The 18,232-nt window shown below is 45.4% G+C and carries 19 protein-coding genes; 14 read left to right on the forward strand and 5 right to left on the reverse strand.

Annotated elements, in window-relative coordinates; genetic code table 11:
- Window positions 1–142 precede the first annotated feature (142 nt).
- Window positions 143–904 (reverse strand): tRNA threonylcarbamoyladenosine dehydratase, encoded by a 762-nt coding sequence (locus tag HMPREF0581_RS06080; RefSeq protein WP_036381417.1) that lies wholly within the window; start codon window positions 902–904, stop codon window positions 143–145.
- A gap of 284 nt (window positions 905–1,188) precedes the next feature.
- Between HMPREF0581_RS06080 and HMPREF0581_RS06085 the strand changes: the two genes are divergently transcribed.
- From HMPREF0581_RS06085 to HMPREF0581_RS06135, 11 genes are all read left to right on the forward strand, one after another.
- The gene (locus tag HMPREF0581_RS06085; protein ID WP_036381363.1) at window positions 1,189–2,067 is read left to right on the forward strand and encodes a DUF445 domain-containing protein; all 879 of its coding nucleotides are present in this window, start codon (window positions 1,189–1,191) and stop codon (window positions 2,065–2,067) included.
- A gap of 244 nt (window positions 2,068–2,311) precedes the next feature.
- Window positions 2,312–2,788 (forward strand): peptidylprolyl isomerase, encoded by a 477-nt coding sequence (locus HMPREF0581_RS06090; RefSeq protein ID WP_009643297.1) that lies wholly within the window; start codon window positions 2,312–2,314, stop codon window positions 2,786–2,788.
- A gap of 114 nt (window positions 2,789–2,902) precedes the next feature.
- The gene (locus HMPREF0581_RS06095; protein ID WP_009643295.1) at window positions 2,903–4,558 is read left to right on the forward strand and encodes a putative manganese-dependent inorganic diphosphatase; all 1,656 of its coding nucleotides are present in this window, start codon (window positions 2,903–2,905) and stop codon (window positions 4,556–4,558) included.
- A 24-nt stretch (window positions 4,559–4,582) separates the two neighbouring features.
- Window positions 4,583–5,341: a threonine/serine exporter family protein gene (locus HMPREF0581_RS08930; protein WP_009643324.1), complete on the forward strand. Its 759-nt coding sequence runs from the start codon at window positions 4,583–4,585 to the stop codon at window positions 5,339–5,341.
- Window position 5,342: 1 nt separating this feature from the next.
- Window positions 5,343–5,804 (forward strand): threonine/serine exporter family protein, encoded by a 462-nt coding sequence (locus tag HMPREF0581_RS08935; protein ID WP_009643300.1) that lies wholly within the window; start codon window positions 5,343–5,345, stop codon window positions 5,802–5,804.
- A gap of 93 nt (window positions 5,805–5,897) precedes the next feature.
- Window positions 5,898–6,707, forward strand: coding sequence for a GDSL-type esterase/lipase family protein (locus HMPREF0581_RS06110; protein ID WP_009643292.1), 810 nt, complete (start codon window positions 5,898–5,900; stop codon window positions 6,705–6,707).
- On the forward strand, window positions 6,707–7,204 hold the full coding sequence (locus HMPREF0581_RS06115) for a DUF4358 domain-containing protein (protein ID WP_009643308.1): 498 nt from the start codon (window positions 6,707–6,709) through the stop codon (window positions 7,202–7,204). Before HMPREF0581_RS06110 ends, HMPREF0581_RS06115 begins: the two co-directional genes overlap by 1 nt.
- On the forward strand, window positions 7,194–8,597 hold the full coding sequence (locus HMPREF0581_RS06120; protein ID WP_009643286.1) for an MBOAT family O-acyltransferase: 1,404 nt from the start codon (window positions 7,194–7,196) through the stop codon (window positions 8,595–8,597). The genes HMPREF0581_RS06115 and HMPREF0581_RS06120 overlap by 11 nt, the downstream gene beginning before the upstream one ends.
- A 68-nt stretch (window positions 8,598–8,665) precedes the next feature.
- Entirely contained in the window at window positions 8,666–9,862 is a 1,197-nt protein-coding gene (locus HMPREF0581_RS06125) for a DHHW family protein (RefSeq protein ID WP_051426958.1), read from the forward strand.
- Window positions 9,863–10,104: 242 nt separating this feature from the next.
- Window positions 10,105–11,361 carry a PTS sugar transporter subunit IIC gene (locus HMPREF0581_RS06130; RefSeq protein ID WP_207637011.1) on the forward strand — a complete coding sequence of 419 codons (1,257 nt, stop codon included), beginning with the start codon at window positions 10,105–10,107 and terminating at the stop codon, window positions 11,359–11,361.
- A complete protein-coding gene (locus tag HMPREF0581_RS06135; RefSeq protein WP_009643318.1) occupies window positions 11,327–12,190 on the forward strand; it encodes an alpha/beta hydrolase in 864 nt (287 codons plus the stop codon). The genes HMPREF0581_RS06130 and HMPREF0581_RS06135 overlap by 35 nt, the downstream gene beginning before the upstream one ends.
- A gap of 76 nt (window positions 12,191–12,266) precedes the next feature.
- Here the strand turns inward: HMPREF0581_RS06135 and HMPREF0581_RS08350 are convergent, their stop codons facing one another.
- Window positions 12,267–12,986, reverse strand: coding sequence for a TIGR01906 family membrane protein (locus HMPREF0581_RS08350; RefSeq protein WP_051426959.1), 720 nt, complete (start codon window positions 12,984–12,986; stop codon window positions 12,267–12,269).
- A 339-nt stretch (window positions 12,987–13,325) separates the two neighbouring features.
- On the opposite strand from HMPREF0581_RS08350, the gene rd reads away from it, so the two are divergent.
- A complete protein-coding gene (rd, locus tag HMPREF0581_RS06145) occupies window positions 13,326–13,490 on the forward strand; it encodes a rubredoxin (protein ID WP_009643306.1) in 165 nt (54 codons plus the stop codon).
- A gap of 58 nt (window positions 13,491–13,548) precedes the next feature.
- Here rd and HMPREF0581_RS06150 read toward each other — a convergent pair whose 3' ends face one another.
- On the reverse strand, window positions 13,549–14,280 hold the full coding sequence (locus tag HMPREF0581_RS06150) for a DUF134 domain-containing protein (RefSeq protein ID WP_009643309.1): 732 nt from the start codon (window positions 14,278–14,280) through the stop codon (window positions 13,549–13,551).
- Between the two features lie 201 nt (window positions 14,281–14,481).
- On the opposite strand from HMPREF0581_RS06150, the gene HMPREF0581_RS06155 reads away from it, so the two are divergent.
- A complete protein-coding gene (locus HMPREF0581_RS06155; RefSeq protein WP_009643302.1) occupies window positions 14,482–14,796 on the forward strand; it encodes a YerC/YecD family TrpR-related protein in 315 nt (104 codons plus the stop codon).
- A gap of 53 nt (window positions 14,797–14,849) precedes the next feature.
- Complete coding sequence (gene hisC, locus HMPREF0581_RS06160; protein WP_036381369.1) at window positions 14,850–15,908, forward strand: histidinol-phosphate transaminase; 1,059 nt, start codon at window positions 14,850–14,852, stop codon at window positions 15,906–15,908.
- Between the two features lie 253 nt (window positions 15,909–16,161).
- On the opposite strand, the gene nadE is transcribed toward hisC, so the two are convergent.
- A complete protein-coding gene (nadE, locus tag HMPREF0581_RS06165; RefSeq protein ID WP_036381372.1) occupies window positions 16,162–16,899 on the reverse strand; it encodes an NAD(+) synthase in 738 nt (245 codons plus the stop codon).
- Window positions 16,889–18,124, reverse strand: coding sequence for a [FeFe] hydrogenase H-cluster maturation GTPase HydF (gene hydF, locus HMPREF0581_RS06170; protein WP_036381375.1), 1,236 nt, complete (start codon window positions 18,122–18,124; stop codon window positions 16,889–16,891). The genes nadE and hydF overlap by 11 nt, the downstream gene beginning before the upstream one ends.
- Window positions 18,125–18,232 lie beyond the last annotated feature (108 nt).

Consider the following 18,232-nt stretch of genomic DNA (forward strand, 5'->3'; position numbering starts at 1 on the left):
TGCAGCAATTAACTGCCGAACAGGAGCGACGGTGTGCCGAAATACACTTGTGCCTTTTATTTCAAAGTCGATGAATATGATAAATATCATGTTCAATTAAGATATGCAATTAAGGTAATTGGAAAAGGTCCGGCGAAATGGATTACCGTTTCGCCGGACCTTTTAAATGATTAATCGTTTGGTAGTCCGTGAGGTCGCGCACTACCTCACTTGCTATGATGAGACCGGCAGCGGCCGGCACGAATGGCGTTGAGCCCGGAGTTTGTCTGCCGGCAGCTCCGGTGCTTCCTGTCTGTTCACCATCCGAAACGATAGGGACAATCGGCGCTTCCGTGGAGAAAACCACCTTGACGTGTTTGATACGCTTGCCTTTGAGGCCTTTGCGGATGACCTTGGCAAGCGGATCCATGTGCGTCTTGGAGATATCTGCAATCTCCAGTCTGGTAGGATCGATGCGGTTGCCACAGCCCATGCTGGATATTATAGGTATGTTGAATGTCTTGCATTTCTCTATAATATCGAGCTTGGCAGATACCGTGTCAATAGCGTCAACCACATAATCGTAATCGCCAAAGTCAAAGGTCTCGGATGTTTCGGGAAGATAGAACACCTTATGTTTGTTGACGATGCAGTCAGGATTGATCTGATGAATTCTAGTCTCGCATATATCGACCTTGCTCATACCGATAGTCTCGTGAGTTGCGATAAGCTGTCTGTTGATATTGGTCAGACTGACGTCATCGTTATCGATAATATCAAGGGTTCCGACGCCTGACCTGGCTAGGGCTTCGACTACATAGCCCCCGACACCGCCGACGCCGAATACAGCTACTCTACTACGATTGAGACGTTCTATAGCCTCTCTTCCATATATTAATTCGCTTCTTGAAAATTGATTGAGCATCCATATCAGGGACTTGCACCCCTTTTGCCGTGCAGCAAGGCAGCATACCGTCAACATTGCACTTCGTATACTTTCAACATCGCGGTCATTATCAATGGGACACAGCGCCCCATCCCAAATAGCCTGACGTCGAAATGCAATGGCTGTGGTGCTTTTGAAGCTGTCGTGTGGGCAGAATTTTAAAACATAAATATTATAGTAAATTACCGGAATATCTTACATTATTATGCAATTTTCGTCCAGTTAGTGGTATAATTTCGTGCATGCGTAGGGGAGGCTTTTAGATGTTTAGATATATCGTTGCTCCGCTGATTGGAGCGCTTATAGGATATTGTACGAATTATATTGCGGTCAAGATGCTGTTCAGACCGCGTCGCGAGAAATACATCCTGGGACACCGAATACCGCTGACGCCGGGAGCTGTTCCAAAGGGCAAGTCGAGGCTGGCTAGAGCCGTGGGAGAAGTAATTTCCACCTATCTGGTTACAGACAAGGATATCGAGAGCAGAGCGCTCGCCGGGGAGACTGAAGACGCAATCGTAGACAGGGCTATGGAGCTGCTGCATGCCGATATAGACAGTGGATTTAGAGCAGCTACCAACTCTGAAGAGGAGTATGAGGCGCTTATGGGCAAGCTGGACGACATAGTGACAGAGCGGATTTCTGATGCTGTCAGGAGCATCAACTTTGCTGACATCATCAAGGAGAAGGGTGGACAGATTATAAATGAACAGCTCGGGGGTTCAATGATCGGAATGTTCCTCAACCCGGAAACCGTTCGCGGACTGCTCGGCTCTATCTCAGATAACATGGGCGTGTATATAAGCGAACACTGCTATAAATTTCTGGCGCCGGAGGTCAGCATCAATATGGGGAAGCTGCGCCGTGATAATGTGTACAACATCATGACGGGCGCCGGTGTGAGTGATGATGAACTGCGCGCTAAGATAAGAGAGATTTATAGGAAAACAGTAAGGGCAGTTGTGCCGGAAGTGATCTCTAAGCTCGACATCGCAGGAATGGTTAGGCGGAAGATTGATGATATGGAGGTGGAGCAGCTCGAGGATATGGTGATGGAGGTCATGCGAAAGGAGCTCAACACCATCGTCAATCTGGGGGCTCTGATAGGGTTCCTGTTGGGACTCATCAATTTGATTTTCTGATCATGGTGTACAAGGCTGCTTTCTGATTGAGCTCGAAAGATGTGCTGAATAAACGCTCTTAGATGTGCCGGCTTTACGTGCGAGGTATAGACTGGAGTTACGTGAAAGAATCGGCATAGATTAATCGAAAATTAAGGTTTACAGTTATTGCTACAACCAAATTCATGATGTAGAATCAGATAAGTGAGACGAATAATCCGAAGAATTTTGTATAGAGATTTGTATAGAGATAAAGGAGAAACCGATGAAGAATTTCGTAATTGAGATGGAAAACGGCGCGCGTATGAGCGGCGAATTATACGAGGATATCGCACCCAAGTCAGTTGAGAATTTTGTAGAGCTGTGCGAGAAGGGCTTTTACGACGGCCTTATTTTCCATAGGGTAATTCCGGGATTCATGATCCAGGGCGGGTGCCCGGACGGAACCGGTATGGGCGGCCCCGGATACAGCATCCCGGGAGAGTTTACAGCAAACGGATTTAAGAATGACCTCAAACACACTAGAGGTGTTCTGTCCATGGCACGCTCTATGGATCCTGATTCGGCTGGTTCACAGTTCTTCATCATGGTAGCAGATTCGCCACATCTGGACGGACAGTATGCAGCATTTGGCAAGGTCACAGAGGGAATGGACGAGGCGGATCGCATCGTAGGAGTACCTCGCAATATGATGGATAAGCCTAACGAAGATCAGGTTATCAGGACAATCACCATCAAGTAGCTCATTCACCCTCGGATGTAGGTGCCGGAGCAGCTACAGTCTGTTATATGCATAGTTTCGCCGCACTCGTATGAGTGTGGCGTTGCCAATTTATAAGATATCCGGGAGGATGACATGGATAGTGACAAGAAGATAATAATAACAGGACACAAGAATCCGGACACAGATTCAATCTGCTCGGCTCTTGCTTATGCCGAGATCAAGAATAGGATTACCAATACTGACAACTATGTGGCTCGACGCGCGGGTGAAATTAACGGTGAGACCAAGTTCGTCCTTGAAAAATTTGGTGTCGATGTCCCTGAGTACGTCGACAACGTGGCTACTCAGGTCAGGGATATGGAGATCCGCCGCACGCCCGGCGTCCCTAAGGAGATGACCATCAAGGAAGCCTGGGATATCATGGGCAAGAGCGAGGCCGTTACGCAGCCGATTACGGAGAATGATAAGGTCATAGGCCTTATAACCAAGGGCGATATTGCCAGAACATTTATGGATGCGGAAAGCAGTTCGTTCTTATCGACTACCTCTCCGAGATTCAATGATATTGCGGCAACTATAGACGGTAGGATAGTATCGGGAGAAGGCGATAGATTATTCAGCAAGGGCAAGGTGCTCGTGGGTGCTGCTCTTGTCGAAAGAATGCGGGGGGCTGTTCAGCCTCACGATCTCGTAATCCTGGTGGACAGAAGAGAGAATCAGATAGGCGCTCTTAATTCCGGCGCTGACTGTATTATACTGTGTCTCGGAGCGAAGGCCGCGGCAGATGTGATTGAATTGGCCGGGGAAAAAGATGCCGTCATAATCGAAACAGAGCTTGACACCTTTTCAGTATCCCGCGAGATCAACAAAAGTGTTCCACTTGGAGCGTTTATGACGCATGATTCAATCCGGAGCTTCAAATTAGATGATTACACAGATGATGTAAAATCAGCGATGGGAGCAACAAGGCACAGGGCGTTTCCGGTTACAGACAGCAGGGGACATTATATCGGAACGGTATCGAGACGAAATCTGTTGAATATTCGCAGGAAACAGGTTATTCTGGTCGATCACAATGAGAAGTCTCAGGCAGTGGATAATATTGACGATGCCGATATTCTGGAGATCGTTGACCACCACAGGCTGGGGACTATCCAGACCCTGCAGCCGATATATTTTAACCTGCAGCCTGTAGGGTGCACGGCAACGATTTTATACCAGATGTATATTGAGAAAGGAATAGATGTGCCAAAGCATATCGCCGGACTTCTATGCGCTGCAATTGTGTCGGATACATTGATGTTCAGGTCGCCAACCTGCACGACACAGGACAAGATGGCGGCGGGGGCACTTGCGCTGATAGCGGGAATAGATATAGAGAAATTCGCATCAGAGATGTTTGAAGCAGGTTCAGATCTCGGAGATAAATCCGCGGAAGAAATTTTCTATCAGGATTACAAGAAATTCACATTTGGCGGTACAAGCTTCGGTGTTGGGCAGATTAGCTCCATGAATGAAGGTGAACTTAATAAAATTAAGTCAAGACTTCTGCCTCTCATGGAACACGAGTGTGGAAAGAGCAACGTTTCAATGGTATTCTTCCTGCTTACAAATATCAGAGAATCGTCATCGGAGATGCTATATGCCGGTGATAATGCAAGAGAGTTAATCATTAATGCCTTTGGAGATGTATCTGAGACCGATGGCGGATTTGCGGTAGAAGGATTGTTGTCCAGGAAGAAGCAGCTTATTCCTGCATTTATGGACGCGATTCAGAACGTATATTAACATAAATTGAAAGAAAGGTTCAAAATGGATTACAAGAGGCTACTAAAGAACATACTTAATATCGGTATGGAAATGCTTCGTGCCGGTGCTGAAGTAGGCAGAGTTGAGGACAGTATGTACAGAATGTGTGAGAGCTACGGCTTCAAGCATTCAGACGTCTGGGTGATTTACAGCAATATTCAAGCAACAGTTGAGACTGAAGACGGGGATATTATCACGCAGATTAGACATATTCCCACGACATCGATTAATTTTGATAAACTGGATTATCTGAATAATCTGTCAAGGTGCATATGTGCCACAACGCCTCCGCCCGAAGAGGTTAAGCGTATGCTCCATGAGGTTCTGAATAGAAATCCTCAGCCGGCATATCTCGAATACCTAGCCGGAATTCTTGGCGGAGCAGGCTTTGGTGTGTTCTTCAACTGTGGATTTACCGATACCGTAGTCGCTGTGATGGCATCTGTAATCATTGTATTTCTCGGAAGAAGATTGTCGCGCAACGAGAATAACCCTCTGATATCGAATTTCATACAGTCATTTATTGTTGAGACTTTTATAATTCTGTCGGTATACGTTGGATTTGCAAACAAGTCAGGTAATATTACCGTAGGTGTAGTTATGCTGCTTATCAGTGCGCTCGGATTTACTAACGGGATAAGCGATTTTATGCACAGGGAAACCTTAGCGGGAATACTGAATATATCTAATTCGATAATCGGAGCTGCAGGGATTGCCTTTGGTATAGCTTCAGCAATTTTATTATTCAAGGGGGTGTTATAAGATGACTGAGCTAAACTCTAATATCATGATTCAGTTTATATCCTGCACCGCCGCTTGCGTGGGCTTTGCACTGTGGTTCAACGTCAGAGGTAAGCAGGTGCTGTTCTGCGGGATGGGAGCGTTCTGTACGTGGGGCGTGTACGTTCTTGCAGACGGATTGCTGCACAATTACTTTTTTGCCACTCTGATTGGCGCAATATTTGTTGCCGGCTATGCACAGATAATGGCCAGAGTAAATAAAGCGCCGGCTACAATTTTCCAGAGTGTCTGCGCTTTCCCGCTAGTACCGGGAAACAACCTGTACTTTATGATGTATGCGCTCGTGATGGATATGCCAAAGGATACTGCAAGCGAAGGGAAACAGCTTGTGCTCAATTGTCTCGGCATTGCGATGGGCTTTATGGTGGTAGAGATTATCAATAAGTACAGTGTGATATTTTACGGTATGCTTAAGAAGTCCTAGATGCCGGGTTCGCATTAATTCGAATAAGCAACTTACAGTATGATGTATAGATGATATACTGTACGATATGTAGTTTTATCCGGAAGAGAAGAAATGACTGATAACAAGAAGTTTAAATCGGTTGCAGAAGCAGTTGCCGATTATTTTAAGGATATGAACAGACATAGAGTAGCAATTCTGATTCTGCTGCTTTTTCTTGTCGTATTTCTGTTTAACCTGCTCAAATTCAACCGCAAGGTGTCGATTCGCAGCAATGAGATAGAGAAGAATCGTAAAAGTGTTGAGGCAATACAGAGCACCTCGGTAGCCGACGTTGAAGAAGCAGTTTCCGCTCTTGGTGGGGATGCTTCCTCGGGCGGACAGAGCAGCAAGGCCAGATACATGAGAAAATTCAAGGGAAGCGTGGTAATTGGAGATTCTGTTACGGAGGGGCTGAGCGTATACGGATGGCTCAGTTCCGATCAGGTATTCAGTAAGATCGGAACAAGTGTGATGACCGGGGATGACCTGTTTGCAAGTGCTGCCGGAACGTATCCTAGCACAGCGTTCTTTGCTTTTGGAATGAACGACATGGGCAATTATCGTGGAGATGAAAAGGCATTTATCAAGAAATATGCCGCCAGACTTAAGGCTTTTCATAAGGCTTCACCAAAGACAAATATTTGTGTATGCGGCATTTCAGCACCTACCGAGGCAGCAATGGAGAAAAACAAATCCATCAGTCATTACAGGAAGTTCAACAAGGCGATTAAGAAAATGTGTGTACAAGAGGGCTACATATATATCCCGACTGCTGATATTCTGCATGAGCATCCCGAGCTGTATGCAGGGGACGGTATTCATGCGCAAACGACATATTATCCATATTGGCTTAATAGAATGATTGAGGAGGCCGGACTGTAATGAGGGTAAGGACGCATCGAGAGACTGTAAGATACGGCAGAATACTCAAATGTGCACTCATCATCGTGCTGTTGGCATTTCTCGCCGTTGTCTACAACCATGAGAATGCCAAGGATGTACCGATGAAGCAAATCGAAGCGCAGCTTATCAAGAAGACTGAAATAGATAAGCTGGGCAAGCAGAAATCACGTGACCTGGTGCAGTTTATCGGATTGGACGCCAATAATTATGATTCCTTCCTGTACTACAAGAGCAAGGAAGCGCTTTCAGTTGATGAGGTTTTGATTATCAAGGTCAGGAATAAATCTGATATCAAAGCTGTACAGGACGCAATTGAAAAGCGCATCAACAGTCAGATTGAAGCTTTTGATAACTACGGACCTGAACAGGTCAGGGAGCTCAAGAACGCCATTATCACTTCAAGGGGCAGGTACGTGTTCTATGGAGTTGCAAAGGATCCTGATAAGTATGAGGAGGTGCTATTAAGTGTTATTTAGCAGTATTATCTTCATATTTTATTTCTTGCCGATTACGATGCTTCTGTACTACGTGATACCGAAGGAGAAGATAGGGGCTCGCAACATTGTGCTTCTTGCTGCCAGCTTGTTTTTCTACAGCTGGGGAGAGCCTGTATACTTATTCCTGATGCTTTATAGTGCTTTTTTCAACTATTTTATGGCGATACAGATTAATAACGAGCAGAGGCACGGAGGGTCGGGGAAGCGCAACCTCGTATTTGCAGTGATTGTGAATCTTTTAATACTCGGATTCTTCAAGTACTTCGGGTTCCTGATGGAAATAGTGACATCCCTGACAGGATTTCACATCCGTTACACAACACTGGCCTTGCCGATTGGAATTTCGTTCTACACCTTTCAGGCAATGTCGTATATATTCGACGTATACAAGGGTAAGGTGACGCCGCAGTACAACCTTCTTAAATTCTCGCTGTATCTTTCGTTCTTTCCGCAGCTTATTGCGGGACCGATTGTAAAGTACAGGGATGTTGAATTACAGATAGATAATCGTGATACTGATCCGGTAAAGTTTGGAGAGGGTGCATCGAGATTTATTCTCGGTCTGGGCAAGAAGGTCATACTTGCAAATACGTTTGGCTCTCTGTACACGGAGATTTCAGCTTTGCCACATGGACAGTCTTCGGTTGTTCTATACTGGATAGGCATAGCTGCATATACCCTGCAAATATATTTTGACTTCAGCGGTTATTCCGATATGGCGATCGGACTGGGCAGGATGTTTGGATTCGTGTTTGATGAAAATTTCAACTATCCATATATTGCATCCACAATCACAGAATTCTGGCGTAGATGGCATATGTCGCTCAGCACATGGTTCCGTGAATATGTGTATATTCCTCTTGGTGGAAACAGAGTTAAGGTTTACAGACATATTCTTAACCTGTTGATAGTGTGGTCACTGACAGGATTATGGCATGGCGCGAGCTGGAACTTCGTGCTGTGGGGCGCTTATTTCGGAGTGCTGCTGATCTTCGAAAAATACGTATACGGGAAATACTTAGAGAAGATTCCGACATGGTGTAGACATGTCTATGCCATCGTTGTGGTCATGATAAGCTGGGTGTTCTTCAGCATAACAGATATAAGTAAGGCGCTGTCGTATTTGGCGATTATGTTTGGACTGGGGAAGGTGCCATTTATCAACATAACGGCATTATACTACATCAGGACAAATTTCATAATATTGGTCATAGGAGCGGTATGCGCTACACCATACCCAATTGAACGATTCCGGAAATTCTGCAGTCAAAAATCGGCAGCAGGGACAGCGCTTGTATTTGCTGTGCTGATAGCATCGGTTGCCTATCTGGTATACGGATCATATAATCCTTTCCTTTATTTCAGATTCTGACCGCTAAATAGCAGCAAAGATGATAGCCGGTCGTCGGACCTGTTTGGCCGCCGTCGAAGGAGTGAATTTTGAAGAAGCTTAAGAGTTATATAAATAAAATTACGGGTGAGCAGGGGCAAAGCTCCGAGAACAAGACGGCAGCGTATACCGGTGTATTCTTTGTGATTACACTGGCAGCTGTTTTTCTGATCAATATTGTAATTCCGGACAAGTCGTTTTCAGCAGCAGAAAATCGGATGCTGCAGGAATTTCCACATGTATCCGCATCAAGCTATTTGGGAGGCAGACTGGAGTCTAAGATGGAGAGCTACGTCAATGACCAGTTCCTGATGCGGGGAGCCTTTATCAAGGTGAAATCTGCAATTGATACAACAGAGGGTGAGCTTAAGGCGAATGGGGTATACAGAGCCGGAGCCGGATACCTGATTGAGGATATTGTTATCCCAAGAAAGGAAACAATTGATGGTGCCGAAGCAGCCCTGAAGGACTTTAAGGCGAGATATCCTAATATAAATATGACATTCTTACTTGCTCCAAATGCAGGTAACGTATTGAAGGATAAGCTTCCTGCAACTGTCAGATTAGCGGATCAGAATAAGAGCATGAACTCATTTTACGAAAATATCAAAGCGTTCGGGATTAATACAGTTGATGTGAGGAATATTTTCAAGAAGAAGAAAAATGATGTTCAGATCTATTACAGAACCGATCACCATTGGACAAGCGATGGGGCGTACCTGGCGTACAGGGAGCTGGTGCCGGCTCTGGGTATCGGAGCACCGATTGACTTCAGGAGCAGGATTGTCAAGAACGATTTTGCCGGGACGCTGTATTCAAAGAGTGGATTTACGGGCGGCAGATATGACAGCATCAAGATTAATATTCCAAAGGATGAGAAGAGTGCAAAGCCTTCGGTTATTTACTATGCTGATACCAAGAAAAAGACGACGAAATTCTATCTACTCGGCAATCTGGGTAAAAAGGATGCCTATACTGTTTTTGGCGGCAGCAATCATCCGATGTATACGGTCAAGACCCCTACCGAATCCAATAAAAGACTGCTGTTGATCAAGGATTCATATGCAAACAGTGTGATTCCGATGCTTGCTCAGCATTACAGAGAAATTGTGGTTATCGATCCGCGGTACTATTTTGATAATGTGGATGATTTAATTGGTGCTGAGGGAATTACGGATGTGCTGTTTCTGTATAACGCAAATACCTTTTTTGCGGATGATTCGCTGAGGATGATGCTGAATGAGTGATTTTAGGTAAATAGATGCAGTCGCAAGCGTTGTCAGAGAAGTTCACCGAAAATATCAGTAATCATTTGTTGTCTATCAAAGAATCAATATCATGTGTGATATGATACGAGATATAGTAGCGGTTTTGTCTAAGCATGCATGTGGCATGCACGTGAACCGAAGGAGTATAGGATACAATCCGAGTTATTATGCAGCAGAAACTTATTAACATAATTCTATCAACAAGAAGACGCCGAATTGTCATGATTGCACAAAAAACGCTGGTTTCTATCTTCCCGTTCCTGCTTATCGCGACAATCGTTTTAGTGATTTCTGAGGCGGTCTTCAATGAAGGCGGATATATCAATAACCTGTTTAAAGTCTCAAGCTGGTTCCCTCGCTTCAATCTAATAGACCGGGTTACATCCAATCTGATATCGTTGCTGGGAGGTCTAACAGCTACGATTACCGCTTATTTCGCTGCAAAATACACAGCGAGAGCATATGAACGAAGTGCAGGAACTGCGGGGATCACTGCACTGATTTTCAGCTTGATCGTCAACTCGAGAGAGCTCTTTGCTAAATTTATAAATGATGGTGAACTCACAAGGATTAATTTACCTGTCAACTTTAATCTGTTTATTGCGATATGCATTGGCTATCTGATCGGTCAGAGCTTCCGCCTGCTCAGTCCTGCCGGTCACCGGATTGTCGATGACAATTACGTTTATCATCCACGAACCGGCCGCCCGGTTTTTGTATCGATTGCTGTAGCTGTACTGTGTAATGCTTTGATATCACTTGGAACACGTTATAACGTGTTTTCTTATATCGGCACAGTGTTCAGTAATTTCTTCAAGATAGGTTCAGGCGTGCGTCAGGTAGCGGTCGATACTGTGCTGAGGAGTGTGTCCGCGTGGGTCGGCAACAGCTCAGTGTATAACGAAATCGGTTTTATCAGTGATCCGGACGCCATCATCAATCTGAATTCTGCACTGGGAAGCGGAACGACAAGCTCTATACCAAAGCTTTTTACAGATACGAACCTTTACGCGGCATATGGAGGCCTGGCGGGGCTTGGCGGCACTCTGGCCCTGATCGTGGCTATTCTATGGAAATCTGCAAGTGATAAAGACCAGAATATCGGGATAAGAAGCATTTTCCCGGCTCTGTTTAACCATGGTGTTCCGGCGATGGTAGGAATTCCGGTCTTTTTAAATTTAATATACCTGGTTCCGTTTATTGTTGTACCGCTCGTCAATGTGCTGCTGGCAGCAGTTTTGTTGTATTTCAAAATAGTCCCTCCGGCGGTTTATCCCGTACCGGCGGGTACACCTAATATACTGTATGCGTTTGTAGGAACCGCAGGGAGCATACGTGCATTGACGGCTTCCATAGCGCTGTTTGTCTTGGATATATTGATTTATGTTCAGTTCGTCAAGCTGGATAATCGTGTGCATGAGATGCTTTTGAAGGAGGATATGGATGGAAAGGAAAATCGGGATGAAGAAATCGATTAAGCGCACCTTGCTCGGTATACTCCTGTTTGTTACAGTGCTCACTATCCCGTCGTTTACATGGACAAAGAGTAATGTTAAGAATATTGAGACCTTCTACAATTCCCGTTTATCGCCTATTATCATGATTCCGGGAAGCTCGGCGACTGAAGATCGATTTGACAGTCTGGTTGACAAGCTGAATATGAACAGGCAGGAAGACAAACACAGCCTGCTCAAGGTCAAGGTCTGGAATAACGGGAGGATTACATATTCAGGCAGCATCAGCCCTAATGATAATGAGCCTGTCATTGTCGTCGGCTTTGAGAACAACAATGACGGATATGGGAATATAAAGAAGCAGGCGTCCATGTTCAACTCAGCTTTCAATGACCTGCAGAATAAATATAGCTTTAATAACTTTAAGGGGTTGGGTCATTCCAACGGAGGTCTGATTTATACTGCATTTATTGAAAAATATTTAGGGAATTATGATGTGGAGCTCAAGCGGCTGATGACCATCGGAACTCCATATAATTTTTCTGAAACAAATATCAACAATAAATCCCAGATGTTAGCGGATTTCATAGCTAATCGGGGGAATATACCCACAGGCATGTCTATGTATTCAGTGGCAGGTACCATTACATATGATTCAGACGAACTGGTGCCTGACAGCAGTGTGAGTGCCGGAAAGTACATCTATCAGGGACAGGTTGCACATTATACTGAAACGACGGTTACCGGTGAAGATGCTCAACACTCTGATCTGCCGACCAATGATGAAGTTGTTTCTATCATTCAGCAACGCATCGAGGATCCGCAGGATCGTAACGATAAACGCAGACGATAGAGCTTCTTTATCTCACATGGCATATTAATTGTTTTTATAGGCGATAAGGACAAGGCAATTTGCTTTAATTCCTATCTTATTTGCAGCAGGAGTTTTGTAATACGCCGACAATCAGATTAACGGATATGACAATTACAGAATATATTCCAACGATAGTCAATGCCATATGTATGAAAAACGACTCCGGCAGCAGATTAATGAGATCATCGGTATTTGGATCCAGCAGCCAGTAATCATTTTTAAACAGTAAATGATGAAATATGGTAAATGCTTTGTCAAAATTTATAGATATTATCCCTATCAGAGATGCGAAAACGATATTCGTAATAACGCAGGTGAAGACGAAAAGTTTGCATAACGAAGCTGTTATGGAAGGACGGTGATCCTTAGGTTTTGAATTATAAAAAATTCCGGTAGCAATCAAATATGCACTGCTGATTGCGAATATAAGCGCAGACAGTCTTCTAATTCTATAAGATCTCAGAAAGATTCTTTTGACATCACTGAGGTGAAGCTTTTCACGCTCTGTATAAAATTCCTGTAAGCGAGAATCGGCTACAATCTTAATATTATTAAGAGTATTTCGATTTCCTCGCAGATATTCCAGCATACCGTTAAAGGCGGTCATTATGTTTTGCATGTCTGTTTCACGATTCAGATTGCCCTGTACTTCATTTTCTTCAAACTGATGCTGATAATACCCCGGAATATGGTATACAGCAATGTCTGCGGCGGTGAACAGAGCTGTTGTCATGAAGGCCAAAGCACAAATGATAGTAATTAGTCTGAGTTTCAAATCCTAATTTCCTTTCTTCCCGTCAATTAAATCTATCATTATCTGCGCATTTCTACAAGTAAATCGGAACATCTCAATAATTGTAATTACCGAATACAGGGTAGTGCCGAGATTGTTTCGCAGATTCAGTGTTGACAGCTCAAATTGAACGCTGCTCGGTGAATCAATACTTACCGACAGGCAGAGGCAGTCATATAGCTAAAAGATGCTGTAATATGACAATTAAATAATTATATGCAAAAGCAGAGAATATGCTTTACAATTAAATTGGATATGATACAATTGATTTACAAACAATTGATTGCAAAATTAAGATTTAATTTAGAGGAGGGCATTACTATGCAGAAGTATGTATGTGACGTTTGCGGATACGTTTATGATCCGGCAGTTGGTGATCCGGATAACGGAATCGAGCCGGGAACAGCTTTCGAGGATTTACCGGATGACTGGGTTTGCCCGCTTTGCGAAGTTAGCAAGGATATGTTTTCCGAGTATGAAGATTAATTAAACAGAGATCAAAAGACTGAATGCGGCAGGGTGCATCCCTGCCGCATTCATAGTTTTACAGGTTATGACAACCGTGGTTTCCGCATCCTCCTTCATGGTGATGATGTTCTCCGTGGTGGTTGCACTGAACATCCGGATTGAATTCCAGTTCATCCTTGAGCAGCATCTCGACAGCCTCGTCCGTATTCCCTGAAACTCCGCCGAACAGCTTGATGTCTGCATCTCTCAAAGCCTGTTGTGCACCGCCGCCGATTCCTCCGCATATAAGTGTATCGACCTTATTAGCAGTCAGAAATCCTGCAAGTGCGCCGTGACCTGCACCTTTGGTATCGACAACCCGAGATGTAATAACCTTACCGTCTTCCACATCGTAAAGCTTGAATTGTGAAGTTTTACCGAAGTGCTGAAAAATATTTCCGTTGTCATACGTTACTGCAATTCTCATAATTTGATCTCCTTTATCTGTTCTTGTTCCTATGTTGTAATCAACAACGTCATACTGCAGATGCACATGCCCCCCTTCGATCAGCAGAAGCTTGCCGTTTACAATTGCGTCAGCCAGCTTTGTTCTGGCTCTTTCATAGATAGCCGTAACTGTAGTTCTGGCCACATTCATCCTATTTGCTGCCAGCTCTTGATTCAGATGCTCAAGATCAATCAGCCTTATGGTCTCAAATTCATCTACAGATAGAACAATCTGTTCTCCATAAGTTATGCCTTGTGGCTCGAATTGCGTGTATTCAGGCATAGTTTCAACCTGTCTTGATTTGGTTTTTCTTCCGGGCATATTATTCTCCATCCACAATTATTGACATATGTCATTATTATGTTACAGCAGTCTGCATTTAAAGTCAACAATTATGACATATGTCGATAATAGTATTATGCAAATATGCCTCATGGTACGAGAGAATATGCTGTTTGAATTTAATACGCTAAAGTGGTAACATGAACACATATATTACGCTTAAGAATTCAGAGGTGTCATATGAATAAAACCGAATCAAAATGGCTGCATAATTTTGTTACTGCAATCCTATCCCTGGAGACTGAGGAAGAGTGCGAGAATTTCTTTGAAGATATATGCACTATCAAGGAGTTTCAGGATTTGACTCACAGACTTGAGGTCGCTCGGCTGCTATCTGAAGGCAAGGTCTTCAACGAGATCAGCAAACTCACAGGTGCCAGCTCGGCGACCATCACCAGAGTCAACAAGTGCCTCGTATATGGTGCGGGCGGCTACAAAACTGTACTTGAGAAAAATGGAAATTTTGCAGATGGAGAGGTAACAGAAGAACGATAGCATCCAAGTAACGATAGGCTGATAGTAATATTAGTAACAAGATCGAGATAAAAATGAGCAGATTTATTAGAGAATTATATAAGGATTTCAAATCATATATGCCGGGCGAGCAGCCTAAGGATCGCAAATACCTCAAGCTCAATACCAACGAGTCGCCATTTCCGCCGGCTCCCGAGGTCTATCAGGCGATGCGTGATGCAGACATGGAGCAGATGAGGTTGTATCCGGATCCGACGGGGAGCAAGCTCAAGGGCAAGCTGGCGCAGCTATACAAGGTGCAGCCCGGGAATATCTTTCTGTCAAACGGTTCGGACGACATACTCAACTTCGCCTTCATGGCTTGGAACGATTCAGCGGACACCTTGGTAATACCTGACGTCACATACAGCTTTTACGAGATTGCTGCGAAGCTGCACGAAGTGAATTACGAGATCAAGCCGCTCAAGGAGGACTTGACAGTGGACTGGCAAGGCTACATCGGGATCGGGAAGAACCTCATTCTTCCAAATCCAAATGCTCCTACCGGCATCGCACTTACCCGCGTTCAGATAGAGGCAATCGTCAACTCAAATCCTGACAACGTGATCGTCATCGACGAGGCGTACGCCGGCTTTGGCGCGGAGTCCGCAGTTCCTCTGACGGTGAAGTACGACAACCTGCTGGTGGTGCAGACCTTCTCCAAGTCGAGGAGCTTTGCCGGAGGACGGCTTGGTCTTGCAGTAGGAGACGAGGCGTTAATTCAGGATCTAACCAAGATGCAGTATTCCACGAACCCGTATGCAGTCAATGCGATGTCACTCATATTGGCGGAGGTGGCGGTCGATGCGGACCTCTACTATCAGGAGAACCTGCAATCGATCATAGAATCGAGAGAGTATACAGCGGAGAGATTGCGTGAGCTGGGCTTCGCGGTGCTGCCGTCTAAGGCAAACTTCCTTTACATCAAGCTGGAAGGCTTCGGAGGGCGGGAGCTGTACGAGAGGCTCAAGGAACGCGGGGTGCTCGTGCGTCACTTTGCTAAGCCGAGGATAGACGATTATATCAGGGTTACCATCGGCACAAAACCACAGATGGATGAGCTTATAGCCGTGATGTCAGAGGTTATCGGATGAGGATACTCTAATATATTCAAAAGACGAGCAAAATTAGATATTGAACAGGATGCATAGAAAACTTAAGGAAGAGGGAAGCACCATAATAATGGTTACGCATGATATGGAGCTGCTAAAATACGCAAGTAGAGTTATCAGTCTGTAAACGCGACTTATTTGCTTATAGCATAAAATTAATAAGAAAATGAACGAAGAGCTAAGCATTTGTTAGCTCTTCAAAATATTTGCAGATCTTTGGTAACAGGACTGATAACTATCCTTCATACTTAAAGCTGTCCATATATCTCAACTTAAAGAGATTGCGCTCATGAAGCGTATCGATGCGCTCCTTAGCTGTCGCATCCTCGATTTCACCGGTGCGTATGTAGCGGTCGAGTACCTCGTAAGTGAATCCGAGCTTGTCCTCATCGGACATTCCGCTCAATCCGTCTGATGGAACCTTTTCAATCAGAATATCAGGTACACCAAGCACTCTGCCCATGGCACGAATTTCTGCGGTTGTAAATGAAGAAATAGGGCTGAAATCTCCTGCCGCATCTCCGTACCTCGTCGAATATCCGACCCAGTCCTCGGAGAGGTTGCAGGTGTTCGCTACTCTGCCGTTCCTGGATTGTCCGACAGCGTAGAGTGTAGCCATTCTGAGGCGTGGAGCGAGGTTGATCAGCGAATCATTGCTCAGTTCACCGATTACGCACTCGATGTCCTTTACGGCGCCGTTGTATGCGGCCGCTATATTGATCACGTAGTGATTGATGCCCAGGTGATTGACGAGGAGCAGTGCCATATCCATGTCGCTCTGCTCGCCGTTAGGCATCATGATACCGATTACTCTGTCCTTGCCGAGAGCCTCTACCAGAAGTGCGGCGGTAATCGAGCTGTCCTTGCCTCCGCTTATGCCGATAATAGCGTTGCAGTCAGGTCCGTTTTCAGCGAACCAATCCTGAATCCATTTTACCGTTGCTTCTACAGCTTTGCTTGCATCAAAATCCATTGTCGATCCTCCGTAAACCAAATGGGCGTATCGCCCGTTCCAGTATGCCGTTGCAGTATGCGATGACCATTCCGTAGTTCGCAATAGGGACACCCTGCGCATCCGCTTCTCTGAGCCTATACTGCATCTCACGCCTATTAAGCATGCAGGCGCCGCAGTGGATGATCAGCTTGTATTTGCTGAGATCCCCGGGGTATTCGCCGCCGGAGGTCCAGTCAAATTCCACATCCGGCTGCACCTTGCGCACCAGCTTCGGAATCTTGACAGTTCCGATGTCGTTGCACTGGCGGTGGTGCGTGCAGCCTTCGCTGATGAGTACCTTGTCGCCCGCTGCCAGAGTACCGAGGGCAAGCGCCCCGCGGAGCTGCAGCTCCAGGTTGCCCTTTTGTCTTGAAAATATAATCGAAAACGACGTAAGCGGCATGTCTGCCGGGATGTCATTTGCCACTGACTTGAACGCCTGTGAATCAGTTATCACGATATCCGGAGATCTCCCGAGTGCAGCCAGCGCAGACTTTACCTCTGCTTCCTTGGACACCAGTGCCATTGCGCCCTTATCCAGTATGTCGCGGATTACCTGTTGCTGTGGGAGGATGAGCCTGCCCTTTGGTGCAGCTGAATCGATTGGAGTCACCAGCAGTACTACGTCTCCGGCGTTTACAATCCCGTCAGTCAGTCCAATCTCAGGCTCTTCGAACCGGGCGGCGCTGACGATGGCTTGTTTGAGTCTGTCTATACCGGTACCGTTTAGTGCGTTGGTACAGACCGGTGCGATGTCCGCGGGCAGATCGAACTGACTGCGAATCTCGGCCTCTTCAGCACCGCCCTCATATTTGTTAATAGCTACTACAGCAGGGAGCTTGCGCTTTCCGGCTTCCGCCAAAAACTCCCGTGCCATCTCGGGAAATTGCGATTCGTGCCTGGTTGCGTCGAGCACGAATACGGCGAGATCACATTTTCGCAGGATCTCGTATGACTTGTCAACTCTCTTGAGCCCGAGCTCACCCTCGTCATCAAGCCCGGCCGTATCTATGAACAGAACCGGCCCGAGCGGCAGCAGCTCCATGCTCTTGTAGACCGGATCGGTTGTGGTGCCGGCAACCTCGGATGTCAGCACTAATTCCTGCCCGAGAAGTTTATTAACGAGTGAAGATTTACCGGCATTGCGTGGGCCAAAAAGCCCGATTGTAAATCTATTTCCTGAAGGAGTATCGTTTAATCCCATTTTCAAGACCTTTCATCATAATATATGTAATTTTATCACATGTGCGAAGTGCCCTCAACGGAGGGCTGTATGGTGTGGCAGTGCCCTGTGAAGTGGTGTATAATCAAT

This window comes from Mogibacterium timidum ATCC 33093, from assembly GCF_000525775.1.
Classification (GTDB): Bacteria; Bacillota; Clostridia; order Peptostreptococcales; family Anaerovoracaceae; genus Mogibacterium; species Mogibacterium timidum.